General features: G+C 56.8%; 24 protein-coding genes. 16 read left to right on the top strand and 8 right to left on the bottom strand.

Annotated elements, in window-relative coordinates:
• Positions 1–44 precede the first annotated feature (44 nt).
• The 6 genes from Q675_RS29410 to Q675_RS29385 form a co-directional block, all read right to left on the bottom strand.
• The gene (locus Q675_RS29410) at positions 45–1,574 is read right to left on the bottom strand and encodes an RNA polymerase factor sigma-54 (protein ID WP_036193341.1); all 1,530 of its coding nucleotides are present in this window, start codon (positions 1,572–1,574) and stop codon (positions 45–47) included.
• Between the two features lie 188 nt (positions 1,575–1,762).
• Positions 1,763–2,488, bottom strand: coding sequence for an LPS export ABC transporter ATP-binding protein (gene lptB, locus Q675_RS29405; RefSeq protein ID WP_023011332.1), 726 nt, complete (start codon positions 2,486–2,488; stop codon positions 1,763–1,765).
• Positions 2,466–3,032, bottom strand: coding sequence for a lipopolysaccharide transport periplasmic protein LptA (lptA, locus tag Q675_RS29400; protein ID WP_031211390.1), 567 nt, complete (start codon positions 3,030–3,032; stop codon positions 2,466–2,468). The genes lptB and lptA overlap by 23 nt, the downstream gene beginning before the upstream one ends.
• Entirely contained in the window at positions 3,016–3,615 is a 600-nt protein-coding gene (lptC, locus tag Q675_RS29395; RefSeq protein ID WP_023011330.1) for an LPS export ABC transporter periplasmic protein LptC, read from the bottom strand. Before lptC ends, lptA begins: the two co-directional genes overlap by 17 nt.
• A complete protein-coding gene (locus Q675_RS29390) occupies positions 3,612–4,181 on the bottom strand; it encodes a KdsC family phosphatase (RefSeq protein ID WP_022992008.1) in 570 nt (189 codons plus the stop codon). The genes lptC and Q675_RS29390 overlap by 4 nt, the downstream gene beginning before the upstream one ends.
• Entirely contained in the window at positions 4,181–5,170 is a 990-nt protein-coding gene (locus Q675_RS29385) for a KpsF/GutQ family sugar-phosphate isomerase (protein WP_023011329.1), read from the bottom strand. The genes Q675_RS29390 and Q675_RS29385 overlap by 1 nt, the downstream gene beginning before the upstream one ends.
• Positions 5,171–5,344: 174 nt before the next feature.
• Between Q675_RS29385 and Q675_RS29380 the strand changes: the two genes are divergently transcribed.
• The 11 genes from Q675_RS29380 to Q675_RS29330 all read left to right on the top strand — a co-directional run bounded on the left by Q675_RS29380 (position 5,345) and on the right by Q675_RS29330 (position 14,015).
• Positions 5,345–6,157 carry an ATP-binding cassette domain-containing protein gene (locus Q675_RS29380; RefSeq protein WP_011786154.1) on the top strand — a complete coding sequence of 271 codons (813 nt, stop codon included), beginning with the start codon at positions 5,345–5,347 and terminating at the stop codon, positions 6,155–6,157.
• Positions 6,154–6,936 (top strand): lipid asymmetry maintenance ABC transporter permease subunit MlaE, encoded by a 783-nt coding sequence (gene mlaE, locus Q675_RS29375; protein WP_023011327.1) that lies wholly within the window; start codon positions 6,154–6,156, stop codon positions 6,934–6,936. The genes Q675_RS29380 and mlaE overlap by 4 nt, the downstream gene beginning before the upstream one ends.
• Before the next feature lie 20 nt (positions 6,937–6,956).
• Positions 6,957–7,406 carry an outer membrane lipid asymmetry maintenance protein MlaD gene (gene mlaD / locus Q675_RS29370; RefSeq protein ID WP_011786152.1) on the top strand — a complete coding sequence of 150 codons (450 nt, stop codon included), beginning with the start codon at positions 6,957–6,959 and terminating at the stop codon, positions 7,404–7,406.
• A 26-nt stretch (positions 7,407–7,432) separates the two neighbouring features.
• Complete coding sequence (locus Q675_RS29365) at positions 7,433–8,086, top strand: phospholipid-binding protein MlaC (protein WP_014422102.1); 654 nt, start codon at positions 7,433–7,435, stop codon at positions 8,084–8,086.
• Positions 8,083–8,400, top strand: a complete 318-nt coding sequence (locus tag Q675_RS29360; RefSeq protein WP_011786150.1) for a lipid asymmetry maintenance protein MlaB — start codon at positions 8,083–8,085, stop codon at positions 8,398–8,400. Before Q675_RS29365 ends, Q675_RS29360 begins: the two co-directional genes overlap by 4 nt.
• A gap of 60 nt (positions 8,401–8,460) precedes the next feature.
• Positions 8,461–8,709 carry a BolA family protein gene (locus Q675_RS29355; protein ID WP_014422100.1) on the top strand — a complete coding sequence of 83 codons (249 nt, stop codon included), beginning with the start codon at positions 8,461–8,463 and terminating at the stop codon, positions 8,707–8,709.
• A 19-nt stretch (positions 8,710–8,728) separates the two neighbouring features.
• Positions 8,729–9,991, top strand: a complete 1,263-nt coding sequence (gene murA / locus Q675_RS29350; RefSeq protein ID WP_011786148.1) for a UDP-N-acetylglucosamine 1-carboxyvinyltransferase — start codon at positions 8,729–8,731, stop codon at positions 9,989–9,991.
• A 29-nt stretch (positions 9,992–10,020) separates the two neighbouring features.
• The gene (hisG, locus tag Q675_RS29345) at positions 10,021–10,665 is read left to right on the top strand and encodes an ATP phosphoribosyltransferase (protein ID WP_011786147.1); all 645 of its coding nucleotides are present in this window, start codon (positions 10,021–10,023) and stop codon (positions 10,663–10,665) included.
• A 26-nt stretch (positions 10,666–10,691) separates the two neighbouring features.
• Positions 10,692–11,996: a histidinol dehydrogenase gene (gene hisD, locus Q675_RS29340; protein WP_023011326.1), complete on the top strand. Its 1,305-nt coding sequence runs from the start codon at positions 10,692–10,694 to the stop codon at positions 11,994–11,996.
• Complete coding sequence (gene hisC / locus Q675_RS29335) at positions 11,989–13,050, top strand: histidinol-phosphate transaminase (protein ID WP_023011325.1); 1,062 nt, start codon at positions 11,989–11,991, stop codon at positions 13,048–13,050. Before hisD ends, hisC begins: the two co-directional genes overlap by 8 nt.
• Positions 13,051–13,271: 221 nt before the next feature.
• Positions 13,272–14,015: a Nif3-like dinuclear metal center hexameric protein gene (locus tag Q675_RS29330; protein ID WP_031211388.1), complete on the top strand. Its 744-nt coding sequence runs from the start codon at positions 13,272–13,274 to the stop codon at positions 14,013–14,015.
• A 43-nt stretch (positions 14,016–14,058) separates the two neighbouring features.
• Here Q675_RS29330 and Q675_RS29325 read toward each other — a convergent pair whose 3' ends face one another.
• Entirely contained in the window at positions 14,059–14,496 is a 438-nt protein-coding gene (locus tag Q675_RS29325; RefSeq protein ID WP_023011323.1) for a YhcB family protein, read from the bottom strand.
• A gap of 236 nt (positions 14,497–14,732) precedes the next feature.
• On the opposite strand from Q675_RS29325, the gene zapE reads away from it, so the two are divergent.
• The 5 genes from zapE to Q675_RS29300 all read left to right on the top strand — a co-directional run bounded on the left by zapE (position 14,733) and on the right by Q675_RS29300 (position 23,463).
• Positions 14,733–15,830: a cell division protein ZapE gene (gene zapE, locus Q675_RS29320; protein ID WP_031210185.1), complete on the top strand. Its 1,098-nt coding sequence runs from the start codon at positions 14,733–14,735 to the stop codon at positions 15,828–15,830.
• 35 nt (positions 15,831–15,865) lie between these two features.
• Positions 15,866–17,050: a thiolase family protein gene (locus Q675_RS29315; protein WP_023011322.1), complete on the top strand. Its 1,185-nt coding sequence runs from the start codon at positions 15,866–15,868 to the stop codon at positions 17,048–17,050.
• A gap of 218 nt (positions 17,051–17,268) precedes the next feature.
• A complete protein-coding gene (locus tag Q675_RS29310) occupies positions 17,269–19,122 on the top strand; it encodes a DUF1302 domain-containing protein (RefSeq protein ID WP_031211386.1) in 1,854 nt (617 codons plus the stop codon).
• A 33-nt stretch (positions 19,123–19,155) separates the two neighbouring features.
• Positions 19,156–20,517: a DUF1329 domain-containing protein gene (locus Q675_RS29305; protein WP_023011320.1), complete on the top strand. Its 1,362-nt coding sequence runs from the start codon at positions 19,156–19,158 to the stop codon at positions 20,515–20,517.
• A 270-nt stretch (positions 20,518–20,787) separates the two neighbouring features.
• Positions 20,788–23,463 (top strand): helix-turn-helix transcriptional regulator, encoded by a 2,676-nt coding sequence (locus tag Q675_RS29300; RefSeq protein WP_023011318.1) that lies wholly within the window; start codon positions 20,788–20,790, stop codon positions 23,461–23,463.
• Between the two features lie 26 nt (positions 23,464–23,489).
• On the opposite strand, the gene Q675_RS29295 is transcribed toward Q675_RS29300, so the two are convergent.
• Positions 23,490–24,389: an acyltransferase gene (locus Q675_RS29295; RefSeq protein WP_023011317.1), complete on the bottom strand. Its 900-nt coding sequence runs from the start codon at positions 24,387–24,389 to the stop codon at positions 23,490–23,492.
• Positions 24,390–24,399 lie beyond the last annotated feature (10 nt).

Below are 24,399 nucleotides of genomic sequence, written 5' to 3'. Positions count from 1 at the left end.
TGCTTGCCGGATTGCGTGCCAGTGCATCTTGCACCGGCGAAAGTTTAAACCAGGCGTTTTCGTTCGTTCGAGGGAGGAATATGCATGGTCTCCCGGTATTTGGCCACGGTACGCCGCGCCACGTTGATTCCCTGTTCCCCTAGCATGGCTGCAATTTTGCTATCGCTCAATGGCTTTTTCGGGGTTTCCTCGGCAATCAGCTTCTTGATCATCGCCCGGATGGCTGTAGACGAGCATTCGCCGCCCTCGGCGGTGCTGACGTGGCTGGAGAAAAAGTACTTCAGCTCGAAAATACCGCGGGGCGTGTGCATGTACTTCTGGGTGGTAACCCGGGAAATCGTGGACTCGTGCATTTCCACCGCCTGGGCAATGTCAGACAGAATCAAAGGCTTCATGGCTTCTTCACCCTGATCCAGGAACCCTTGCTGGTGTTCAACGATGCGGGTGGCCACTTTCAACAGGGTTTCATTCCGGCTCTGCAGGCTCTTGATGAACCACTTCGCCTCTTGCAGCTGGTCGCGCAGGTAGGTGTTATCGGCACTGCTGTCAGCCCGACGGATCAGCGACGCGTAACTTGCATTCACCCGGATACGCGGAGCGATTTCCGGGTTGAGTTCAACCCGCCATCGGCCTTCGTGTTTGCGTACGATAACGTCCGGGATAACGTAATCCGGTTCGGCCCGATCCACGACATCGCCAGGGCGCGGGTTCAGGCTGGTGATCAGGGCCAGTACCTGTTTCAGCTGGTCTTCCTTGAGCCGGCTGCGACGCAACAGCTGTGCGTAGTCCCGGTTGCCAAGCAGATGCAGGAACTGGGTAACCACCAGTCTCGCCTGGCGCAGCCAGGGGGTATCCGGTGGCAGCTGGTTGAGCTGAATCAGCAGGCATTCCTGGAGATCCCGAGCGAACACGCCTGGCGGGTCGAAGTGTTGCAGGCGGTGGAGTACCGCTTCCACTTCGTCCAGTTCCAACGGGTCTTCTTCGGTTTCGTCCAGCAGGCCTGCGTGAATGTCCTCGATATCAGACGTCAGGTAACCGCGCTCATCCACGGCGTCCAGCAGCGCGTGGGCAATGGCCTGATCCCGCTCGCTCAGGGGCGTCAGGTTCAGCTGCCACTCGAGGTGATCCTGCAGGGTTTCGGTGGGCGAGTTACGGGTTTCGAAATCCGATTCGTGCTCGTCTTCGCCCTTGCTGGCCGGAGCCGGGGCAGACTGGTAGATGTCATCCCAGGCGGTATCCACCGGCAGATCATCCGGGATGTTGTCCGGAATGTCGTTCTCGGACGACCAGTCTGGGCCGTTCTCGGTTTCGTCCCAGTCCGGGCTCGCGTCCTGGTGGCTGTCGTCCTGGTTGGCCTCAGAGCTGGAAGCTTCACTGTGCTCGTGCTCTTCGCGCTCGTCGCCTTCAGGTTGCTCATCGTCCTCTGAGGTTTCCAGCATGGGGTTGGACTCCAGCGCCTGCTGGATTTCCTGCTGGAGATCGAGGGTAGAAAGCTGTAGCAGGCGTATGGCCTGCTGCAGCTGGGGCGTCATGGTCAGACTCTGGCCCAGCTTAAGCTGTAATGAGGCTTTCATAACCATGGCTCAAGATCCATAACTCATGGGCATCCCGGTTGTTGCTTTGCCGGCGCACAGGCCGAAAAAAATGTTGTACGCTGGTTACTTGCCATTGTCTGTGAACAGTATAAGCAAGTTTTTTGCCGAGTTTACTTGCTACAGATCATCAAAACAATCAGACCTCGGATAAACCCTGTTTTATCAGGTCAGAGCCGGAACTCATCACCCAGATACACTTCTTTCACCTGCTGGTTTGCCAGAATGGCTTCGGCATTGCCGGAGGCGATGATGTGGCCGCCGGAAACGATGTAGGCATTCTCGCAGATGTCGAGGGTTTCCCGAACGTTATGGTCGGTAATCAATACGCCAATGCCTTTATCCCGCAGGTGCCGGATAATGTGCTTGATGTCACTGACGGAGATAGGGTCTACGCCCGCGAAGGGTTCGTCCAGCAGGATAAACGCGGGCTCCATGGCCAGCGCCCGGGCGATTTCAACCCTGCGGCGTTCGCCGCCGGATAGCGCCATACCCACGCTGTCACGGATGTGAGTAATATGAAACTCTTCCAGCAACTCTTCCAGCTTGGCTTCCCGTTCCGCCCGACTCATGCCTTTGCGGGTTTCGAGGATGGCCGTGATGTTGTCCCGCACGGTCAGTTTGCGAAACACGGAGGCCTCCTGGGGCAGGTAACCGATGCCCTTGCGGGCGCGCCCATGCATTGGCAGCGGGGTGATGTCCTGGGTGTCGATGGTGATCCGGCCGTGATCCGCAGGCACCAGGCCCACGATCATGTAGAAGCAGGTGGTCTTGCCGGCGCCGTTGGGGCCGAGCAGGCCGACAATCTCGCCGGAGCGAATTTCCAGAGAAACGTCCAGCACCACTTTTTTCTGCTTGTAGCTTTTTGCCAGATTACTGGCCCTGAGAACTGCCATCCGAACCTTTCCCGTCACTGGATTGAGCTGAATTACGAGGCTGAATCACCATTTCCACCCGGCCGGAGCCGCCGTCGGATGGCGTGCCGCCTTCCGCAGTAACAACGCGGCGAACGGTGTCGTAGTGGATGACGTCGCCCCGGAATACGTTGCCGTCTTGTTCAATAACGGCCTGGCGTTCAAAAATAACCAGGTTTTCATCGCCAGACCAGGTGATGTTCAGGGCCTTGGCATCGGTCGTGCCTTCGCCTTCCTGGCCGGGTTGCCGGTAATGGGCGGGGTTGCCGGCGGCTTCAATCCGGCTGACACCCTGTTGGTTGCGGTAAAGTACCACCCGATCCGCGTCCAGTCGGGTTTCGCCCTGAATCAGTTCGACAGCGCCGGTGTAAACGGCCGTTCCGGCGCTTTCATCCAGGCGGGCCGAATCGGCACTGACCTTTATGGGGATGTCGGAATCCAGGTTGAATGCCGATACAGGGCCGGCCAGCAATGCCATGGCCAGAATCACTGGCCGGCAGAAAGATCGTTTACCTGACGGTTTCATATTGTCCCTCTACCCGGGAGTTGAGTTCGAGAATGCGTTCGTCGATCCAGGCTTTCATGCCGGTGGAGCGGGTGACGCCGAAAGGCTCGGTGATGGTCACCGGCTGGTCGGTGTAGACGGTGCCTTCGCTGTTGTCCAGGGTCAGTGCCTCGGTTTCAAGAACGGCTTCGCGGCCCTCGGACTGTCGGGTCAATCGGACGTCCCCCATAAGCTCCAGCTTTTCATTGTTCTGCAGAAGGCTACCTTCATTGGACTCGACGAGCCAAGGGTCGGGGCTGCCCTCACTGAAAAGCCGGGCTCTCGGCGTGTCCAGATGAGCCGTGCCGGTTTCTTCAAACTGTTCAATTCTGGGGCTTGTTAGATCAATCTGGAGGTTGCCTTGTTCATCCCATGCACGGTATTGGCCGCCCACCACAAAGCCGTCGGGTTCTGCGGGCCCCCGCAGGTCGCTGGCGGCATTCCGTGAGCTGACAGGCTCGTCGCTTTGCCACAGCAAAAAAACGGTTGCTGTTACGGTGGCGGCAAGGGCCAGGGCTGTAATCCGCCGTTTGCCACGATCGCCGAAAAGCCGCTCGGTGATCATGCTGGCTCGTCCAGATAGGGGGCAAGAGTGTTGTCCAGATGCCCTTGAGCCCAGAGCAGGAGATCGCAGGCCTCGCGCACAGCGCCCTGTCCACCGTGGCTGCGGGTACAGTAGTCGGCGTGTTGCTGAACCAGCCAGTAGCCGTTGGGTACCGTGATGCCAAGGCCGGCAAAACGCAGCGCAGGCAGGTCGGGCAGGTCGTCGCCCATATAGGCAATCTGTTCCGGCTTAAGGTTCATATCCCGGATCAATTCCAGCAATGCGATTTTTTTGTCTTCGCGACCCTGCATCAGGTGCGGGATGCCCAGATCCGACATCCGCTTTTCCGTGAGGGGCGAGCGCCGTCCGGTAATCACCGCCACGGTGATGCCTGCCTGCATCAGTTGTTTCAGGCCCAGGCCGTCAAGAATGTTGAAGGCCTTGAGTTCATCGCCGCTGGCACTGAAATAGAGGCGGCCATCGCTCATAATGCCGTCCACGTCCAGGGCGATCAGGCGAATGTCCGAGGCTTTGGCCTTCAGGGCTGCGTCCCAGTGGGTTTGTAACGGATGCGCTGTCTGAGTCATCAAATCACTCCGGCCCGCAGCAGGTCGTGCATATTAATAGCGCCCACCAGGGTGCCGTTTGCGTCGGTAACCGGCAAGGCGTTGATCTTCATTTCTTCCATGATATTCAAGGCTTCTGCCGCCAGGTGGTCTGCCCGGATGGTTTTGCCGTTGCGGGTCATCACGTCCTGGATGGGGGTAGTGTGCACATCCACGGATTTGTCCAGGGTCCGGCGCAGGTCGCCGTCGGTGAAGATGCCCGTCAGGGTGCCGGCGGCATTAACGACCGTGGTCATACCCAGGCCCTTGCGGGTTATTTCCAGCAGTGCCCCGCTCAGGGTTGTGCCCTCGGCAACCTGAGGAATCTGGTCACCGGTATGCATGATGTCGGATACCCGCAGCAGCAAACGGCGTCCGAGGCTGCCGCCAGGGTGGGAAAACGCAAAATCCTCGGCGCTGAATCCCCGGGCTTCAAGCAGCGCCACGGCCAGGGCATCGCCCATGACCAGGGTGGCGGTTGTGCTGGAGGTGGGTGCCAGGCCCAGCGGGCAGGCTTCAATGGCCACGCTGACATCCAGGTTGGCAACGGCCTCTTGTGCCAGTACCGAATCGGGTTTGCCGGTCATGCTGATCAATGGCGCGCCCATGCGCTTGATCAGGGGGAGAATGGTGACCACTTCGCTGGTGCTGCCGCTGTTGGAAATGGCGATGACCACATCCTGGGGTGTTATCATACCCAGGTCGCCGTGGCTGGCTTCGCCTGGATGAACAAAAAAGGCGGGCGTGCCCGTGCTGGCGAGCGTGGCGGCTATCTTGTTGCCGATGTGCCCCGATTTGCCCATGCCTGTCACCACAACCCGGCCTTTGCAGGCCATGATGACCTCGCAGGCGCGGCTGAAATCATCGTTTATACGGCTTTCCAGCGCTTCAATGGCTTCGCGCTCGATGCGGATTGCCCGTAGGGCCGAGTTGCAAAAGTCCTGGGTGTTGAAGGTATTTGATTCGGTCATGTCGGCTGGCTGTCTGCTCGATCTGGGATTTGAGGCCGAAGTATATCACTTCTGGTGCCCCCGGCTCGCCTGCATCAGGGATTCTGATCATTGCCATCAAGACATTTTACGTTGCTTTAATTGAGGTCTGGGAGAGCTTGTCATAATGTAGGCGCTCCTTGAAAGGGATGGATTATGGAGTCATCTGCGTACATAACACTTAGGGATGTGGTGTTTTCCCGTTCCGGGCGCCGGATTTTTGATGGAATCAGTCTGGATATTCCCAAAGGGAAGGTGACTGCCATCATGGGGCCCAGTGGTACCGGTAAAACCACGCTCCTCAGGCTCATCGGAGGTCAGCTTCGCCCGGATTCCGGCCAGGTGAGTGTGGCAGGCCATGACGTGCCCCGGCTAAAGCGCAAGGCGCTTTACCAGCTGCGCGAAAAAATGGGCATGCTGTTCCAGAGTGGCGCGCTGTTTACCGATCTCAGTGTCTACGAGAATGTCGCTTTCCCGCTGCGTGTGCACACGTCGTTACCCGAAGATATGATCCGGGACATTGTTCTGATGAAGCTGGAGGCGGTGGGCTTGCGTGGTGCCAGAGAGCTGATGCCCTCAGAGTTGTCCGGTGGCATGACCCGGCGCGTCGCTCTGGCCCGCAGTATCGCACTCGACCCGGAGTTGATCATGTATGACGAGCCCTTTGCCGGGCAGGATCCGATTGCCATGGGCGTGCTGGTCAAGCTGATCCGGGATCTCAACAGTTCCATGGGGCTAACCAGCGTTCTGGTGTCGCACGACGTGCCTGAATCCCTGAGTATTTGCCATTACGCCTGCATTATTGCCGACGGCAAGGTGATCGGTGAGGGCACTCCCGAGGAGCTGCGGGCACATCCGTCTGAGCGGGTTCAGCAGTTTCTTGAAGGGCAGCCTGATGGCCCGGTGCCGTTCCATTACCCGAGTGGCGATGCGGCGGCTGATTTTGGTGTGGGAGGGCGGTCTTCATGATGGATCGTATTGCCGGCCTGGGGCGGCTCGGGCTCGCGATCATCGCCTCCTTCGGTCGTTCCGGGCAGTTTCTTTTCGGCGTGCTGGCCGGCGTCCCCAGGCCTGCAACAGGTTTTCCCCTGCTGGTCAAACAGCTTTACGCAGTCGGCGTGTTGTCGCTGGCGATTGTGGTGGTGTCTGGCTTGTTCATCGGGATGGTGTTGGGGCTTCAGGGCTATACCATTCTCAGCGATTACGGCTCGGAGTCGGCGATTGGTCAGATGATTGCGCTCACGCTGGTGCGCGAACTGGGGCCGGTAGTGACGGCCCTGCTGTTCGCGGGTCGCGCGGGCTCCGCCCTGACGGCAGAGATCGGCTTGATGAAGGCGACGGAACAGCTCTCCAGTATGGAAATGATGGGGGTGGATCCATTGCGCCGGGTCGTTGCACCGAGACTTTGGGCCGGTTTTCTCGCCATGCCGGTACTTGCCATGATTTTCTCGGTAGTGGGGATCTGGGGCGGCATGCTGGTTGGTGTGGAATGGCTGGGCGTGTTTGAGGGTTCCTTCTGGGGCAACATGCAGTCCTCCGTCGATTTTGTGGATGACGTGCTTAACGGCTTTATCAAGAGTGTGGTGTTCGGGTTCGTGTGTGCCTGGATTGCGGTCTACCAGGGCTATGACTGCGTGCCCACCTCTGTTGGTATCAGTTCGGCGACCACCAAAACCGTGGTCTACTCATCGCTGGCAGTGCTCGGTCTCGATTTCGTACTGACTGCCGTCATGTTCGGTGATTTTTAACAGGATTCAGGGAGCCTTTCATGGCACAAAGAAGCACAGAAATCATTGTTGGGCTGTTCATGATTGCCGGTTTGGCCGCGCTCATGTTTCTGGCGCTGCAGGTGAGTGGCCTGTCGCCGAAATCCGCGGAGCAGACCTATACGCTGTATGCCAATTTCAACGATACCGGTGGCTTGACGCCCCGAGGCAAGGTTTCCATGGCTGGTGTCACTGTCGGTACCATCGAATCCATTACCCTGGACAGGGACACTTTCCAGGCGCGCGTAACCATGTCTATCCATGCTGAGGTTGATAACATCCCGGCCGACAGTGCAGCAGTAATACGTACATCCGGACTGCTGGGTGAGCAGTACATTGATATATCGATTGGCGGGGACCTGGAGTCGCTGAACGCGGGGGATACCTTTTATTCCACCCAGTCCGCCATGAATCTGGAACGGCTGATCAGTAACTTTGCCTCCGGCCGCTGAGCCAGAGCCATGCACAGGAGAAACTAATGAGTGTCCTGAAACACCGTTTGACGTTGATGATTGCCATGGTCGCCCTGATGGTGGGCCAGGTCTGGGCCGGCCCGGAGGAGGATCTGAAGCGTTACGTGGACGAGAATACCCAGAAGCTGGTGCAGAAGCTCAATGCCGAGAAAGGGTTGTACGAAAAGGACCCTGAGGCGTTTTATGCCAGCATGGATGAAACCCTTCAGGAGTTTGTCGATTTTCGCCGGATTGCTGCCCGGGTGATGGGTCGATATGCCCGCCAGACCACGCCAGAGCAGCGGGATGCTTTTGTCGAGAAGTTCAAGCGCAGCCTGTTTGACAGTTATGCCCAGGCCCTGGTTTCTGCGGAAGATTTCGAGATCATCGTCAAGGAAGCCACCATCCTTCCTCAGAATGAGGATCGCGCTTCGGTAGAAATGGAGTTGATCAGTGCCTCCGGCAACCGTTATCCGGTCACTTACTCAATGTACCGGACAGGTGACGACCGCTGGATGATGGAAAACGTCATCGTAGAGGGCGTGAACATCGGCCTTGCCTTCCGGGATCGCTTTGCCCAGGAAATGGAAGAGAATCGCGGCCAGGTTCAGGCGGTCATTGACGGCTGGGGTGACGCGGTTGAGGCCCTGAATCTGGACGAGCAGGTGGATCGTTCATGAGTGATCGGTTGCCGGGCATCGTCCGGAACGGCAAAACTCTTTGCGTAACCGGCGATGTCGATGCCGACACGGTCCTGGCGTTGCGCAAGCAGGGCGAACAGGAAATACGGCAGGCCGATGGGACGCTTGAGGTTGATCTGTCCGGGCTTGGCACCGCGCACAGTGTGGTGCTTTCGATGCTTTTGTGTTGGCAGCGTCTGGCGCTAAGCCGACATTGCCATCTCTCCTTCACAGGCGCCAGTGAGCGACTTCGTTCTCTGGCCGCACTCAGTAATCTTCAGGATCAGATTCCCGGATTTGCCGAGCACAGCTGACCGGCGCCCGGGAATTGGTTACAATTCCGCCCCTGATTTCAACTTAGTCGAGGAATCCTTATGGACGCCGCCCAGGTTACCGAACTTGTCAAAGAAGCCCTGCCCGGTTGCGAGGTTCAGGTACAGGTTGATGGCAACCACTATCTTGTTGTGGTGGTGGGTGACGTATTTGAGGGACTGCCCACCATCAAACGGCAGCAAATGATCAACAAGGTGCTATTCCAGCATGTCATGGACGGCACCATTCACGCCCTTCACCCGAAAGCCTTTACCCCGAGCGAGTGGGCCGATCAGCAGGCCGGCGCCTGAACCGAACAGGATAATTACCGTGGACAAACTATTGATCAGGGGTCGAAAGCCCCTGGATGGCGAAATTCGCATTTCCGGTGCCAAGAACGCGGCCCTGCCCATTCTGGCGGCGACACTGCTGGCGGATGAGCCGGTCACCGTCGGCAACCTGCCGCATCTGAACGATATTACCACCATGATCGAGCTGCTCGGTCGCATGGGGGTGGAGCTGCTCATTGACGAAAAGATGAGTGTTGAAGTGCACGCCAACACCATCAAGCACTTCCATGCACCGTACGAGCTGGTAAAGACCATGCGCGCCTCCATACTGGTGCTTGGCCCGCTGGTGGCACATTTTGGCGAAGCCGAAGTCTCCCTGCCGGGTGGCTGTGCCATCGGTACCCGACCGGTTAACCTGCACATCCACGGTCTGGAAATGATGGGTGCCGACATAAAGGTGGAGAATGGCTACATCAAGGCCAAGACCAATGGCCGGCTGAAGGGCGCCCACATTTTCCTGGATACGGTCACCGTAACGGGTACCGAAAACCTGATGATGGCCGCTGCGCTGGCCGAGGGTAAAACCATCCTCGAAAATGCGGCCCGCGAGCCGGAAGTGGTGGATCTGGCCGAGTGCCTGATCGCCATGGGCGCCGATATCAAAGGCCACGGTACCGCGACCATTGAAATCAATGGTGTGGAGCGCCTGCACGGATGCCACTACAACGTGTTGCCTGACCGGATTGAGACCGGAACCTATCTGGTGGCGGCGGCTGCGACCGGTGGCCGGGTGAAAGTAAAAGATACCCGGGAAGATATTCTGGAAGCGGTGCTGCTCAAGCTGGAAGAGGCGGGGGCGCACATCACTACCGGCCCGGACTGGATTGAACTGGACATGAAGGGCAAGCGGCCCAAGGCTGTCAGCCTGCGGACTGCGCCGTATCCGGCGTTCCCAACGGATATGCAGGCTCAGTTTGCGGCCATGAATGCGGTCGCCGAGGGTTCCGGAACCATCGTCGAAACCGTATTTGAAAACCGCTTCATGCACTTGCAGGAACTGATCCGGATGGGCGCAGACATTACCCTTGAAGGTAACGCTGCCATCATCAAGGGTGTTGAGCACCTGACCGGTGCTCCGGTGATGGCAACTGATCTGCGGGCCTCAGCCAGTCTCGTGATCGCCGGTCTGATGGCAGACGGCGATACCATTGTCGACCGCATTTACCATATTGACCGCGGTTACGAGTGCATTGAAGAGAAATTGCAGCTGTTGGGTGCCAGCATCCGCCGTCTGCCAGCCTGAATTTGACCAACGGGAACCCGGAAGGATACATGACAGATTCCATCACCATCGCCTTGTCGAAGGGTCGCATTCTGGAAGAAACCTTGCCGCTGCTGGCGGAAGCGGGCATTGAGCTTGTCGACGACGTGAAAAAGTCCCGCAAGCTGGTGTTTCCCACCACCGACCCGAACGTGCGGATTCTGATCATCCGGGCGACCGATGTGCCCACATATGTTCAATACGGTGGCGCCGATCTGGGCGTTACAGGTAAGGATGTTCTGATGGAGCACGGTGGCGACGGCCTCTACGAACCGCTTGATCTGAACATCTCCCGTTGCCGGTTGATGACCGCAGGCAAAAAAGGCGAGCAGCCACCGGCAGGCAGGATTCGTGTTGCCACCAAATTCGTCAACCTGGCCCGGCGCTACTATGCGGCTCAGGGCCGGCAGGCCGATATCATCAAGCTCTACGGGGCAATGGAGCTGGCACCGATCCTGAATCTGGCCGATGAGATTGTTGATATCGTGGATACCGGCAATACCCTCAAGGCCAACGGGCTGGAGCCAAGAGAACTGATTGACCACATCAGTAGCCGACTGGTGGTTAACCGGGCCTCCATGAAGATGAAACACGGCCAGATAAACCCCATAATCGAGAAGATGTCCGCGGCCGTTGAACGACGCCGCGATTCGTAGTGTTACTCCAAGACAGGATCTGAAAAATGACCGACAGAATCACCAGACTGAACACCACCCAGAGCGACTTTGACAGTGCGCTGGCCCAGCTGCTGGCCTGGGACGACAGTGTGGATCATCAGGTGAATGAGTCGGTTCGGCATATCCTGCACGAGGTGAAGACCCGGGGCGATGCGGCAGTGCTGGAGTTTACGGCCAAGTTTGATCGCCTGGACGTTGGCTCCATGGCTGAGCTGGAAATGGATAAAAGCCGTTTGCAGGCAGCATTGGACCGAATTCCCCAGGATCAGCGTGAGGGTCTGGAAAAAGCGGCGGAACGCATCCGTGACTACCACGAACGCCAGAATCAGCAATCCTGGCAATACCAGGACGAAGACGGAACCGTGCTGGGCCAGAAGGTAACGCCGCTGGATCGCGCCGGTCTGTACGTGCCGGGTGGCAAGGCGGCCTATCCTTCGTCGGTACTGATGAATGCGATTCCGGCCAAAGTCGCTGGTGTCTCTGAAGTTATCATGGTGGTGCCGACCCCGGATGGTGTGGTGAATGACATGGTGCTGGCAGCGGCCGCCATTGCCGGGGTAGACCGCGTGTTTACTATCGGTGGCGCCCAGGCCGTGGCTGCGCTGGCCTATGGCACGGACACCGTGCCCTCTGTCGACAAGATCGTCGGCCCCGGTAACATCTTCGTGGCCACCGCCAAGCGCGAAGTATTCGGAGTTGTCGGTATCGACATGATTGCCGGCCCTTCGGAGATACTGGTGATCTGTGACGGCAAGACCGACCCGGACTGGATCGCCATGGACCTGTTTTCTCAGGCCGAACACGACGAGCAGGCCCAGAGCATTCTGGTCAGCCCGGACGCAGACTTCCTGGATGCGGTGGAAGCCAGTATCAACAAGCTGCTGCCGACCATGGAGCGAGAAGAAATTATCCGCACCTCCATGCTGGGACGGGGTGCACTGATTCAGGTGGCAGATCTGAAAGAAGCCGCAGAAGTGAGTAATCGGATTGCGCCGGAGCACCTGGAGCTCTCAGTGGAAGACCCGCAGGCCATGCTCGACGACATCCGCCACGCCGGCGCGATTTTCATGGGCAGGCACACGGCCGAAGCCCTGGGTGACTATTGCGCAGGCCCGAATCACGTTTTGCCAACCAGCGGCACCGCACGATTCAGTTCACCTCTGGGTGTGTACGATTTCCAGAAGCGCTCTTCCCTTATTGGCTTTACCGCTCAGGGCGCCGATCGTATGGGGCGGGTGGCATCGGTTCTGGCTCGTGGCGAAGGTCTGACTGCACACGCACGTTCAGCGGAGTACCGGATCAATGAGTAAGTACTGGAGCGACCTGGTCAGTGAACTCAAGCCCTACGTGCCGGGTGAACAGCCGAAAATGGCCGATCTGGTGAAGCTGAACACCAATGAAAACCCGTTCGGCCCATCGCCAAAAGTGATTGAAGCCATTCAGAGAGAGTTAAATGACAGCCTGCGCCTGTATCCGGACCCGGAAGGCCAGGCCCTGAAAGATGCCATTGCCGAATACCACGTGGATTTTGGAATCAACCCCAAACAGGTGTTTGTTGGCAACGGCTCCGATGAAGTGCTGGCGCATATCTTTCAGGGGCTACTGAAACACGACAAGCCGATCCTGTTTCCGGACATCAGCTATAGCTTCTACCCTGTGTATTGTGGCTTGTTCCAGATCGAGAGTGCGGTTATTCCGCTGACCGACAGCTTCGAGATCGATCCGAACGACTACAAGCGTGACAACGGCGGCATTATCTTCCCGAACCCGAATGCGCCGACGGGACGCTACCTCGGACTTGGGCACGTAGAGGATATCCTGCAGGCCAACCCGGATAGCGTGGTAGTGGTTGATGAAGCCTATGTTGATTTCGGTGGCGAGACGGCGATTCGTCTGGTGAACCAGTACCCGAACCTGTTGGTTTGCCAAACTCTATCCAAGGCCAGGTCCTTGGCCGGCTTGAGAGTTGGTTTTGCTGTGGGCAACGAGGAGCTGATAGAAGCTCTGAACCGCGTCAAAGACAGCTTCAATTCCTATCCGCTGGACCGTCTGGCTCTGGCTGGTGCCGTGGCTGCGTTTGAGGACAAGCAGTGGTTCGAGGATTCCTGCAGTGGCGTGATCCGCGAGCGCGAGCGGGTGACCAGGGAGTTGGAAACTCTGGGTTTTGAGGTGTTGCCATCCAAGGCAAACTTTGTTTTTGCCCGCCATCCCGGCCATGAAGGCGCTGCGATTGCGGCGAAGCTTCGGGAGCAGGGCATTATTGTCCGGCATTTCAATAAGCCAAGAATCAGCGATTTTCTGCGTATCACGATTGGTACCAGTGACCAGAACAATGCACTGATAAAAGGCCTGGATGCGCTGTAGTCTAATATCTATGTAGAACGAGGAATCGGCGCGCAACAGCGTTGATTGCGAGGTGCAGGACAGCCCTTCCAAAAATTTCGGAGGCCATGGATGGCCGGAGAGAAGCGCACATGGATGTGCTTGTAGCGGTTTTTGGAAGGGCTGTCCTGTACCTTGCACCACTCCCAAGCTTCCTGCGCCGTTCCGATCTGAAACACATTACAGATGGGGCGTTGAAAAGTATGGCCAATCGAAACGAGATCCTTGCCAAAATCAATGAGTGGCTCCAGCCTGAAAATTTCCAGGATTACTGCCCGAATGGCCTCCAGGTTGAAGGTAACGAGCAGGTTACGACCCTTGTTACCGGTGTAACGGCCAGCCAGGCACTGATCGACGCAGCAGTCGCACAAAACGCAGACATGATCCTTGTCCACCACGGCTACTTCTGGAAAGGCGAAGATCAGGCCATCCGTGGCATGAAGAAAAACCGGATCAAGCAGTTGCTGGACAACGACATCAACCTCGTCGCCTACCATCTGCCACTGGACGATCATCCGGAGTATGGCAACAACCGGCAACTGGCGGAAGTGCTCGGAATCCAGAATCCGAGGCCGCTGGGGGGGCTGGTCTGGCAGGGTGAGTTGCCGGAGCCCTTGTCAGTGGAAAAGTTTGAGTTAGAGATGGCTCGGGCTCTGCACAGGCAGCCGTTGCACGTTGGTGCCGGGGCAGACAAAATCAAAACCGTCGCCTGGTGTACGGGCGCCGCTCAGGGCTTTATCAACGTTGCTTTGGAGGCGGGCGTAGACGCCTACATCAGCGGTGAAATCTCGGAGCCGACAACTCATACCGCCCGGGAATGCGGCATTCATTACTTTGCGGCGGGCCATCACGCGACAGAGCGTTATGGAGTGCAGGCGTTAGGGGCGGCGATTGCTGAGGCGTTTGGTGTTACACACCGTTTCATCGATTGTGATAATCCGGTATGAAGATCGTTGTCAGGCTGCGCGTGGCGCAGCCTCTGATTTCGAATCAAGCCGGGCGCTTCTCGCCCTTGTCCAGGCCATAGTCCTCGGCAAGCGTGCCTTTGGCCTCAGGGTCGGCCTTGGGTGCATAATCTCTGGGCGGCTCTGAAGGCTCGCCATCACTGCCATGCTCCAGTCTGCCCTTGGATTCCTGGTCCAGCTCTTCCATCCAGTCTTCGTCATTGCACAGACGGTTGGCGCCCCGGGCCATATGCTGGTTCACATCCCGGTAGGCGTCGTTGAACCGGCGCAACAAGTGCGCGGATTCCATAAAGTGTTCGTTCACCTGGGCCTGATAGCGCGTAAACTCGCTGCGCAGCTCTTCAATCTGCTGCTCCGCCCGGCGCTGCCGCAACGTTGCTCCCTGGCCGGAACGGCCAACCAGAATCCCGATGACAATGCCAACTACCAACGCGGCAACTGCCGCCAGAATCAGGTTTGTCATATGAAAATCGTCCTTATATTGCCTGGAAGTGAGCCAATCCCCGTAAACGGAGTATAACGCCCCAAACCGATTGAGCCCATGCTGAAACACTGAGCCAATCGTCGTATTGCCCCGAGAGCCGCCCGGCGTGGCGAAAAAACGCGAAATAGGCGACAATACCGCGCCGATTTTTCACTCGACTCAACTATTCAGGAAGCCTGATGACTGCAGCCACGTCCTCCGATACCGTTGCGAACCTGACCCCTTGGGAGCGTTACCAAAAGGATCTTGAACGCCCGGATTTTCACAAGGACCCCGCCCAGGTCGATGCGGTGCAACGCCTGCAGGCACTGTACGATAAATTGGTGGCTGCTGAAAACGAGCGCAACAAAGGGTTGGCCAAACTGCGCCGCAAACTCAAGAAGGGCCGGGAAGAGCCGGTTAAAGGCCTGTATTTCTGGGGCGGCGTTGGCCGGGGTAAAACCTATCTGATGGACACCTTTTTTGAGTCGCTGCCGTTCGAGCGCAAGATGCGGGTGCACTTCCACCGTTTTATGCAGCGCGTTCACAACGAGTTAAAGGCTTTGAAGGGGGAGAAAAACCCTCTTGAGATGGTGGCTAAAAAGTTTGCGGACGAGACCCGTGTCATCTGTTTCGACGAGTTCTTTGTTTCCGACATTGGCGATGCCATGATCCTTGCCACGCTGATGGATGGCCTTTTTGGTCGTGGGGTTACCTTGGTGTGTACGTCCAATATCGTCCCCGATGGCCTGTATAAAGATGGCCTCCAGCGCGCCCGGTTCCTGCCTGCCATTGAGCTGGTAAAGAAGTACACCGATGTGGTGAATGTGGATGGCGGCGTGGACTATCGCCTGCGTACCCTGGAGCAGGCAGAGCTTTATCACTGTCCGCTGGATGATGAGGCGGATATCAGCTTGCGGAACAGTTTCGACGCCCTGGCCGTCGAAGCGGCAAAGCACAGTAAAACCATGGAAATCAACGGCCGCAAGATTCCGGCCCAGGCCCACGCAGACGATGTGGTCTGGTTTGACTTCAAAGACGTGTGTGACGGCCCCCGAAGCCAGAACGATTACATCGAAATGGCGCGCCAGTTCCACGCCATTATCGTCAGCAATGTACCGGTGCTTGGTGGCGACAAGGACGACCAGGCGCGCCGTTTTATCAACATGATCGATGAGTTCTACGACCGCAACGTCAAGGTCATTATCTCCGCTGCGGCGCCCATCACCGAGCTCTATTCGGGCGGGCGCCTGAGCTTTGAATTCGAGCGCACGGAATCCCGGTTGCTGGAAATGCAATCCCAGGAGTATCTCGAAGCGCCCCACAAACCATAACCAGAACCAAAAAGAACCAACAGAGAGGTCACAGCATGAGTCAGGACAACGTTGTCATCGTGAGCGGTGTTCGCACCCCCATGGGTGGTTTTATGGGTAGTCTTGCCCCGGTTTCCGCGCCGGAACTGGGCGCAATTGCCATCGCTGAGGCGGTGAAGCGCGCCGGCCTGCAGCCTGCCGATATTCAGGAAGTCATTATGGGTAACGTGCTGCCAGCTGGCCTGAAACAGGGGCCCGCTCGCCAGGCCATGCGCAAGGCGGGACTGCCAGACAGTACTGGCGCCACCACCATAAACAAGCTTTGTGGCTCCGGCATGAAAGCCACAATGTTCGCCCATGACCTGATCAAAGCCGGCTCAAACGACATTATGGTAGCCGGTGGCATGGAGAGTATGTCCAACGCGCCTCACATTTTGCTGGGCGCCCGCCAGGGCTACCGCATGGGGCCAGGGCAGGCGCCCCAGGATCATATGTTCCTGGATGGCCTCGAAGACGCCGAGACCGGCCGTTTGATGGGATCTTTCGCCCAGGAAATGGCGGACAAGAAAGGCTATACCCGGGAAGAAATGGACGAGTACGCCATTCTGTCCCTTACCCGCGCCAAGAAAGCCATTGAAGAAGGCGCCCTGAAAGACGAAATCATCCCGGTTACCGTCAAGACCCGCAAAGGCGACGTTCTCGTAGAGGATGACGAGCAGCCCCACGCAGCCAATATCGAAAAAATTCCGACCCTGCGCCCGGCCTTTGCCAAGGATGGAACCGTAACCGCAGCCAACTCTTCGTCTATCTCCGACGGCGCCTCAGCACTGGTGCTGATGCGTGAATCCGAAGCCGAAAAGCGTGGCCTCAAGCCCCTGGCGCGGATCGTCGCCCATAGCACCCAGTCCCAGCATCCCAGCGAGTTCACCTGTGCGCCGGTGGGCGCGATCCAGACGCTTTTTGAGAAAACTGGCTGGACCAAGGATGACGTCGACCTTTACGAGATCAACGAAGCTTTCGCCATGGTGGCCATGATGCCTATCAAAGAGCTGGGCCTGGATCCGGACAAAGTCAATATTCACGGTGGCGCCTGTGCCCAGGGGCATCCGGTTGGATCTACCGGTTCCCGTCTTCTGGTTACCCTGATGCATGCCCTCAAGCGCTATGGCAAGAAGAAGGGCGTCGCTGCACTGTGTATCGGCGGTGGCGAGGCCACAGCAATGGCGATTGAAATGCTGTAAGACGACAGGTGGTTGCACTCCTGAATCTTGTCTATAGTGAGGGAGTGCGAGCCCCGGCTGAACAGAGAGTGACAGCAAAATCATACTTTTGACTGATCAAAGCCCCCGAAAGGCTTAGCTATAGTGCAATCATCACGGCACTGTGTGTACAGCCGTCAGGACATCTAACACCAGAACAATCGAGCAGCGACTCAGAACAACAACGGAGTAGCCTTCCAATGACAAGAAAAACTCAACCGTGGCAGCGTTGGACCAAGTTACCACTTGCCGTAGCCATAGCCGCCGGTGTGTCCGGCCAGGCAGCAGCATACTCGTTCTACATGGGTGATGTTGAGGCTCAGTTCAATACCACGCTAAGTGCGGGTATTGGCTGGCGAGTCCAGGATGCAGATAAGCGTTTGATTGCTCAGGGTAACCTCGGCCCCGAATACGCTCCTGTCCAGTTTGGGGGTGATCCCGAATTTTCCAATATCGGTGCATCCACGAATAACTACGATGATGGCAATTTGAACTTTGAGAAAGGTGACACCTACTCCAAAGTTGTAAAGGGTAACAGCGAACTTTTTCTCGATTATTCAGTAGATAGTCAGTTCCTGACGCGGGTTGGTGGTTTGCTCCGTGGTCGCTACTGGTATGATTTTGAACTCAAAGATGAAAACCGCGCTGTTGATCCGGTGGGCCAGCGGCGGCAACTGAGTGCTGATGGTCAGGACAATGCTTCTGGCGGTGAGATTCTCGACGCTTATGTGTTTTCTGATTGGTATTTCGGTAATGTCCCAGTTAGCGCCCGCTATGGCAAACAGGTGGTATCCTGGGGCGAAAGCACCTTCATTCAAGGTGGTATCAATACGATAAACCCGATTGATGTACCGGCCTTCAGGGCGCCAGGTGCGGAGTTGAAGGACGCTTTGCTGCCAGTTGAGATGTTTTACATTTCTGCGGGCGTTACCGAAAACGTCACTATTGAGGCTTTTGTGCAGACGGACTGGGAAAAGGTTCGCATAGATGACTGCGGTACCTTTTTCTCCACAAATGATTTCGTAGCTGATGGCTGTGGTCCGATTCTCCTTGCCGGTCAGTTGTCAGACAGTCAAGCTTATGAGCAGGGTTTCATTGCGCCACGTCTCGGGGATCGTGAGGCAGATTCGAAGGACCAGTTTGGTGTTGCGCTGCGATGGTATGTACCTGCACTTAATGATTCCGAGCTGGGCTTCTACTACATCAAGTACAACAGTCGACTTCCCTACATCAGTGGTGTTACCAGTAACCAGGCGGCTGGGGGGCGTTTCCCGAGCTACTTCATCGAGTATCCGGAAGGTATTGATCTTTACGGAATCAGTATCAACACGACCACACCTGGCGGTTGGTCCCTTGGTGCCGAATATAGTTATCGGGATAAGTTGCCAATTCAGTGGAACGCCTTTGAACTTATCTATGGTGGCCTTCAGCGTGATACCAGTTTGCTGTATCAGCGTGAAGCGGAGCGGTTGCAGGCAGAGTTTGGCACAACTGATAACGTAGAAGTATCAGGCTATGACCGCTACGGTGTATCGCAGGCTCAAATGACATTGATCAAGTTCTTCGATCAGGTCATGGGTGCAAGCCGCCTGTCGTTTATTACAGAGTTCGGTGCAACCTATGTGCACGATCTCCCAGGCAAGGACGAGGCTCGTTATGGCCGTTCAGGGACCTTTGGTATTGGTGTTCTGCCCAATGGGCAGTGTGAGTCCGGGGAATCCGCGAACATCAACACTAACTATTGCACCAACGATGGTTTTGTAACCGACTTCTCCTGGGGCTATCGTGCGCGATTCGTCTGGGATTATCCGAACGTTGTCGCAGGTATTAATCTGTCACCGCAGATTGCCTGGAGCCATGATGTGAAAGGCTATGCACCGCAGCCAGGAGGCGCGTTCAATGAGGGTAACAAGTCTATTGGTCTCTCGCTGACTGGTGTCTACCAGAACAAGATCACAGGCAACATCGGCTACACAAACTTTTTCGGTGGCAAACCGTATAACGAGTTGACCGACCGTGATTTCGTGAGTGCGAGCGTTTCCTACTCATTCTGAACCGGACCGAATTCGTTCAACGAGGTAACTTAGATGAAACTGAACAAGAAACTACTGGCCACAGGTGTACTGGCTGCAAGTCTCTTTACCGGTCAGGCCTGGGGCGCGGTTTCTGCAGAAGAAGCGGCCAAACTGGGAGACACTCTGACCCCGATGGGTGCAGAGAAGTCCGGTAACGGTGGCGCCATCCCGGCGTGGACCGGCGGGTTAACGACTCCGCCAGCCGGTTACAAAGGCGACGGTATTTATGTGAATCCGTTCCCTGATGAGCAGCCTGAGTTTGTTATCGATCAGAGCAATGTTGATCAGTACGCCGACAAGCTGTCTCCAGGCCAGGTGGCGATGATTCGTCAATACTCTGATTACAAGATTCCGGTGTACCCGACCCATCGTACGGCGGCCTACCCAAAGGAAGTGATGGATGAGACCGTTGAGAACGCCACCAAGGTGGAGTTGATTCAGAACGGTAACGGTCTGGGTAATTACGAGAGCGCGACCCCGTTCCCGATTCCCCAGAACGGCCTGGAAGCTATCTGGAACCATATCACCCGATATCGCGGTGGTTCGGTGCAGCGGAACGTTGGCCAGGTTACCCCGACGGCCGGCGGCGACTACTCAGTGGTGAATTTCCAGGACGAGCTGACATGGCGTACTTACCTGAGCGATTATCAGCCGGGTGAGGACGACAACGTTCTGTTCTACTTCAAGCAGGCTATTACTGCGCCAGCACGTCTGGCGGGTAACGTACTGCTGGTACATGAAACGATTGATCAGGTGAAAGAGCCGCGCCGGGCGTGGATCTATAACGCCGGTCAGCGTCGAGTTCGCCGTGCTCCGCAGGTTGCCTACGATGGTCCGGGTACCGCGGCCGATGGCATGCGTACCTCTGACAACTTAGACATGTACAACGGTGCTCCCGATCGCTATAACTGGGAACTGCTGGGTAAGAAGGAAATGTACATTCCGTACAACTCCTACAAGCTGGTGGATCGCAGCCTGAGCTACGATGAGATTATCAAGCCTGGCCACATCAATCAGGATCTGACCCGTTACGAGCTGCACCGCGTGTGGCACGTACGTGCGACTCTGAAAGACGGTGAACGCCACGTCTACGCCCAGCGTGACTTCTACATTGATGAGGACTCCTGGCAGGCGGCGGTTATCGATCATTACGACGGTCGCGGCGAACTCTGGCGTGTGGCAGAAGCGCACGGTATGCAGTTCTACGACCAGAACGTGCCCTGGTACGCTATCGAAGTACTGTACGATCTGCTCTCCGGTCGTTATTTGGCCCTTGGTCTGACCAACGAGGAAAACCAGCCGTACACCTTTGGTGTTGAGCGTCAGTCCCGGGACTACACGCCCGCGGCTCTGCGTCGGGCTGGAACCCGTTGATAGCGGCTCTTTAAAGCTGTTAGAAAAAGCGAGCCTTCATGGCTCGCTTTTTTTTCGTCACTCCTACGTGTCTCTGCGTTAAAAAATCGCCTCTAACCTCTTTTTTCCCCGTCAATTTTTTGCAGCGGGCACCTGCTTTAGTTTAACCTCTCCCTGAAGACTCATACTAAAGGCGTACCCCATGCAGGGCGCCATGCCGTATTCGGCCAAAGCAAGACTCTTATTTTCTGGTTCAGGCGTTCGCCTGGCCGGTTTCAAACGGGGCAGTGCGTGAAATCATTTAAAGAAGGCTGTGCAGCCAACGACGAGTTCCAAATAGCGAACAGTAGTCTACAGAGCGGTGAGCTGGTGCGGGATCTTATGGAGCACCGGCTGCGGGTTCCATCTGTAACGGGCGATATCCTGGCAAGGCCGAGTCTGGACCGAATGATTTGTCAGGCTCTGCAGCCGGGGCAACTGCTACAGTTAGAAGCACCGGGAGGCTATGGCAAAACCCATGCGCTAGTCAGCGCGCTTGCCAGTGCACCGGATGTGAATGTTCGCTGGATCGCCCTTAATGCCGGAGACAACGCACCCTCCCGTTTTCTGTCAATACTTGCGATGGCGTTGGGGGTGGCAGAGGTGCTTCCGCCCAATGGCGGAACCTTTGAAGATCATATGACCATGCTTCTGGTCAATCGAGGTCGGCAGGCCCGCGAGGCCAGAGAAGTGCTGGTCCTCGACAATGTCCATTATCTTACCAACCCGGCGGTCAGTGGCTTATTGCATCAGCTGGTCACCCATCTGCCTTCGGGTCTTTCAGTTGCTATGGCTTCTCGGCGTCCGGTGCCATTTGAGAGTCACACACTGGAATTGAATGGCAACTACACCAGGCTGGGGCCAGATATCCTGGAGTTTTCACGGTCTGAAACCTTTGAGTTTTTTGCGAAAGCACGCTCCGACAGCCTGATTACCAGCGTCGCGATTGATCATTTATTCGGGCTGACTGAAGGTTGGCCAACGCCACTGGCATTGTATCGGCGGGAGCTGAAACAGGGCGGGGAGCGTCGGGCCCTGCACGAAACCCCTTCGGTAGAGCGTTTCCTGAAAGACTGTATTGCGGCCCAGCTGGGGTCCGCTCAGTTGAAATCAATGAGGGCGATTGCCGAGCTGGACAGCTGTTCGGATGAGTTGTTTTTCGCTATCGAGCCTTCCGTGTCAGAGTCGGGGATGCCACCGTCTGAGGCTGCTGATCGTGGTCTGCCCTTGAAGCCGGTCCCTGGCCGGGGCCGGTGGTATCGCCTGAACCCATTGCTACAGGCCTGGCTGAAAACCCCGGTGATGGGGGGCTACATCACCCGAATGCTTATGGCCAGCCGATGGTTCGAGCAGCGCCAGCAATTCCCGGAAGCATTAAAGTATGCGGTCCTGGCCGGTGATAGCGATGAGGTCGTGCGCATTGCCTCCGAGAGTACCGAGGCGCTGTTACTGGGCCAGGATACTGCCTCTTTGTTGAGCTTGAGAAAAAACCTGCCTGCAGAATTGCTGGAGCGAAGCGCCCGGCTGCGTATTGTTTACGGCTGGGTACATGCCATTGGTGGTCAGTTCCAGCAGGCAAAGCAGCTTCTTGAAGGCTTCAATGACCGGGACCGGAACGAGCATGAGGGCCGCATCTACGCTTTGAAGGCGTTTATATTGCGCGGTGAGGGCTTTGTGCAGCCCGCGTTGGCCATGGCTGACAAGGCGCTGGCGATGGGTAGTATGTCGACCCAGGCGCAGTTGGTGACTCAAATTGTTCGTTCGAGCGCGCTTTGTGCGGCCGGGTCTTTTCAGGAGGCTCGGGATGCCAATCGTGTTGCTTCCAAGCTGGCCCGCGAAGCTGGCGATTCGGGGTCCGAGGCCCTGGCGGTATACGCCCATGCCCGCATTGAACTGGGCAAAGGGGCACTGCGCCACGCGGAGCAACTGTTGCGAACCGGGCTGGATACGGCCATGCAGGAGCTTAGCCGGCCTGCACGAATCGGGGAAACCCGCCTGCAGCTGAATCTGGTTCTGGTGCTCTGGCATCAGGGGCGTCTGACGGAAGCCGATCGACTATTGGTCAACTGTGCCCGTCATGCCGAACAGACCCGTGATCTCGGGTTGCTGCTCGCCATGGCGTTGAGGGTACTGATGTGTCGCGCCCAGGGCCGGATGGATGATGCCTTCGTCTGGGTGGGCCGGGCAGAGCGCACCATGCATACCTGGCAGGTGGATGAGAGCCTGTACGTACCGGTTCTGGAAGCGTTGAAGGCCAGCTGTTGGCTGGCTCAAGGCCAACACGACAGTGCGACGCAGGCGATCGCCAAACTGGAACCTTACCGTAAAGGTGGATGTGTTCCAGAGCTTTTCCCGATGATGCCAGGCCTGCTGGATTGCTTGCAGGTGCGGGCTGATATGGCCAATGGCGACCTGGTGAGAGCCCGGGAACATCTGGATGCTGTCTCAGAGAAATACGAGGGCGGCATGCCCTGGGGGCTGCAGCTGCATGCGGGTTTGCTGGATGCTGTTCTGCTGGAAGCCGAGAAAGGCCTTCCTGCCGCCCGGAAGAGGCTGGAGAGCGTCGTTGCCCAGGCGAGCCGGGAGCATTTTATAAGCCCCTTTGCAGAGCTTATGAAAGAGCTTGGCCCGTTGATGGACAAATGTTATCGCCATCTTGATAACGGGGACTTCACCGCAGCGCTTGGGCGGCTGTTTGGTTGTGAGCCCGTGGCACCGGCGGCAGACCCCCTGGCCGAGCCTATCAGTGATCGAGAGCAGGGCGTTCTGGAATTGATCGCCCAGGGGCTATCGAACCAGGAAATCGCCGACAAATTGCACATTTCGCTGCATACCGTGAAAACCCACGCCAGAAGGATAAACGCCAAGCTGGATGTTAAATCACGGACACAGGCAATTGTCCGGGCCCGGGAGCTGGGGCTGCTGTAATACCGCAGCCCCGCAGGGATTATTCGTTAGCTGTTTTCGGCCAACAGTGTTTCAATTCGCTGGTCTTTCTCCGCCCAGATCTCACTTACCCATCGCTGGAAGTCGACCCTGACCTCCCGGTTGTTTTCGTAATCCATTCCAAGAAAACGCTCCGGCACCTCCCGGGTGCGAATATCGATCACGATCTTGCGCACCCGTCCGCACAGATAGTCCCATATACCCGGTCGGCCACCGGGATACACAATAGTGACATCCAGCATGGTATGAATCATCTCGCCCATGGCGCCGAATACAAAGGCCGTGCCGCCCGCTCTGGGTTTAAGCAGGTGTTTGTAGGGTGAGTTCTGGCGGCGGTGTTTTTCCGGGGTGAAACGGGTGCCTTCCATAAAATTGAAAATGGTCACGGGTGTGTACCGAAACTTTTCACAGGCGGCCTTTGTCGCTTCAATGTCTTTGCCTTTCAGTTCCGGCCGTTTGGCTATCTGTTCCTTGGTATGTCGGTGCATAAACGGGAAATCCAGCGCCCACCAGGCAACCCCTAATAGAGGCACCCAGATCAGCTGCTTTTTCAGGAAAAACTTCAGCAATGGGATCTTACTGTTCAGCACATACTGAATGGCGGGAATATCCGCCCAGCTCTGATGATTGCAGGTGACAAAATACCAGTGCTCCTTGCTGAGTTTCTCTGTTCCACGAACATCCCACTCTACTCTGTGGAGCAGTTTAACCAACGTGTTGTTGAAGCCGATCCAGTACCAGGCAATGGTGTTCAGCGCGATGGTGCACGCTTTACGAAACGGCCGGACAGGAACAATCAGTTTGGCCAGCGCTACCAGCAGCAGTAGCGGAAGAAACACCAGGGTGTTGATCAGTATCAACAGGACTGCAAGAGCACCTTTTAGCGGTGCAGGCAAGAAATCAAGCATTGGAAAATCT

Origin of the sequence: Marinobacter sp. EN3, assembly GCF_000475315.1 — a bacterium.
GTDB classification, from domain to species: Bacteria; Pseudomonadota; Gammaproteobacteria; order Pseudomonadales; family Oleiphilaceae; genus Marinobacter; species Marinobacter nauticus.
This window is presented reverse-complemented; position numbering and strand designations above follow the sequence as displayed.

What these genes read in the sequence shown, in the direction of transcription:
- mlaE (WP_023011327.1), top strand. Translation starts at nt 6,154, where the DNA reads ATGATGGATCGTATTGCCGGCCTGGGGCGGCTCGGGCTCGCGATCATC.
- Q675_RS29325 (WP_023011323.1), bottom strand. Translation starts at nt 14,496, where the DNA reads ATGACAAACCTGATTCTGGCGGCAGTTGCCGCGTTGGTAGTTGGCATT.
- Q675_RS29380 (WP_011786154.1), top strand. Translation starts at nt 5,345, where the DNA reads ATGGAGTCATCTGCGTACATAACACTTAGGGATGTGGTGTTTTCCCGT.
- hisD (WP_023011326.1), top strand. Translation starts at nt 10,692, where the DNA reads ATGACCGACAGAATCACCAGACTGAACACCACCCAGAGCGACTTTGAC.
- Q675_RS29315 (WP_023011322.1), top strand. Translation starts at nt 15,866, where the DNA reads ATGAGTCAGGACAACGTTGTCATCGTGAGCGGTGTTCGCACCCCCATG.
- hisG (WP_011786147.1), top strand. Translation starts at nt 10,021, where the DNA reads ATGACAGATTCCATCACCATCGCCTTGTCGAAGGGTCGCATTCTGGAA.
- Q675_RS29360 (WP_011786150.1), top strand. Translation starts at nt 8,083, where the DNA reads ATGAGTGATCGGTTGCCGGGCATCGTCCGGAACGGCAAAACTCTTTGC.
- Q675_RS29410 (WP_036193341.1), bottom strand. Translation starts at nt 1,574, where the DNA reads ATGAAAGCCTCATTACAGCTTAAGCTGGGCCAGAGTCTGACCATGACG.
- hisC (WP_023011325.1), top strand. Translation starts at nt 11,989, where the DNA reads ATGAGTAAGTACTGGAGCGACCTGGTCAGTGAACTCAAGCCCTACGTG.
- Q675_RS29305 (WP_023011320.1), top strand. Translation starts at nt 19,156, where the DNA reads ATGAAACTGAACAAGAAACTACTGGCCACAGGTGTACTGGCTGCAAGT.
- mlaD (WP_011786152.1), top strand. Translation starts at nt 6,957, where the DNA reads ATGGCACAAAGAAGCACAGAAATCATTGTTGGGCTGTTCATGATTGCC.
- Q675_RS29295 (WP_023011317.1), bottom strand. Translation starts at nt 24,389, where the DNA reads ATGCTTGATTTCTTGCCTGCACCGCTAAAAGGTGCTCTTGCAGTCCTG.
- Q675_RS29310 (WP_031211386.1), top strand. Translation starts at nt 17,269, where the DNA reads ATGACAAGAAAAACTCAACCGTGGCAGCGTTGGACCAAGTTACCACTT.
- Q675_RS29365 (WP_014422102.1), top strand. Translation starts at nt 7,433, where the DNA reads ATGAGTGTCCTGAAACACCGTTTGACGTTGATGATTGCCATGGTCGCC.
- Q675_RS29355 (WP_014422100.1), top strand. Translation starts at nt 8,461, where the DNA reads ATGGACGCCGCCCAGGTTACCGAACTTGTCAAAGAAGCCCTGCCCGGT.
- Q675_RS29330 (WP_031211388.1), top strand. Translation starts at nt 13,272, where the DNA reads ATGGCCAATCGAAACGAGATCCTTGCCAAAATCAATGAGTGGCTCCAG.
- lptB (WP_023011332.1), bottom strand. Translation starts at nt 2,488, where the DNA reads ATGGCAGTTCTCAGGGCCAGTAATCTGGCAAAAAGCTACAAGCAGAAA.
- lptC (WP_023011330.1), bottom strand. Translation starts at nt 3,615, where the DNA reads ATGATCACCGAGCGGCTTTTCGGCGATCGTGGCAAACGGCGGATTACA.
- lptA (WP_031211390.1), bottom strand. Translation starts at nt 3,032, where the DNA reads ATGAAACCGTCAGGTAAACGATCTTTCTGCCGGCCAGTGATTCTGGCC.
- Q675_RS29385 (WP_023011329.1), bottom strand. Translation starts at nt 5,170, where the DNA reads ATGACCGAATCAAATACCTTCAACACCCAGGACTTTTGCAACTCGGCC.
- Q675_RS29390 (WP_022992008.1), bottom strand. Translation starts at nt 4,181, where the DNA reads ATGACTCAGACAGCGCATCCGTTACAAACCCACTGGGACGCAGCCCTG.